This is a genomic window from Halomonas sp. ND22Bw, from assembly GCF_003011945.1.
Taxonomy (GTDB): domain Bacteria; phylum Pseudomonadota; class Gammaproteobacteria; order Pseudomonadales; family Halomonadaceae; genus Halomonas; species Halomonas halophila.
The window spans coordinates 1-434 of the sequence record NZ_PXWD01000194.1; the positions used below are offsets into that span (position 1 = coordinate 1).

The 434-nt window shown below is 64.7% G+C and carries 1 protein-coding gene; it reads left to right on the top strand.

The window, feature by feature from the left end; genetic code table 11:
- Window positions 1-57 precede the first annotated feature (57 nt).
- The coding region (locus CVH10_RS17645) for an FAD-dependent oxidoreductase (protein ID WP_146142999.1) at window positions 58-434 on the top strand (377 nt) is incomplete at its 3' end.

Sequence of the window (434 nt, forward strand, 5' to 3'; positions counted from 1 at the left end):
TCGAACGACGCAAGGCTAACTTGGCTGAAACGAAAACAGTCGGCTTGGAAGCGTCACATGCGGGTTCTGGTGCTTGGTTCGGGCGTCATCGGCGTCACCACCGCCTGGTATCTAAGCCAGGCAGGCCATGAGGTCGTCGTGGTCGATCGCGAGAGCGGCCCGGCGCTGGAGACCAGCTTCGCCAATGCGGGTCAGGTCTCGCCCGGCTATTCCGCGCCCTGGGCCGCGCCGTCGATCCCGGTCAAGGCGATGAAGTGGCTGTTGATGCGCCACGCGCCGCTGATCATTCGTCCGCAACTGGACATGGCCATGATCCGCTGGACCCTGGCCATGCTGCGCAACTGCACCCACGACCGCTATGCGCTGAACAAGGGGCGGATGGTGCGTCTGGCCGAATACAGCCGCGACCAGCTGGACCTGCTGCGCCGCCAGAC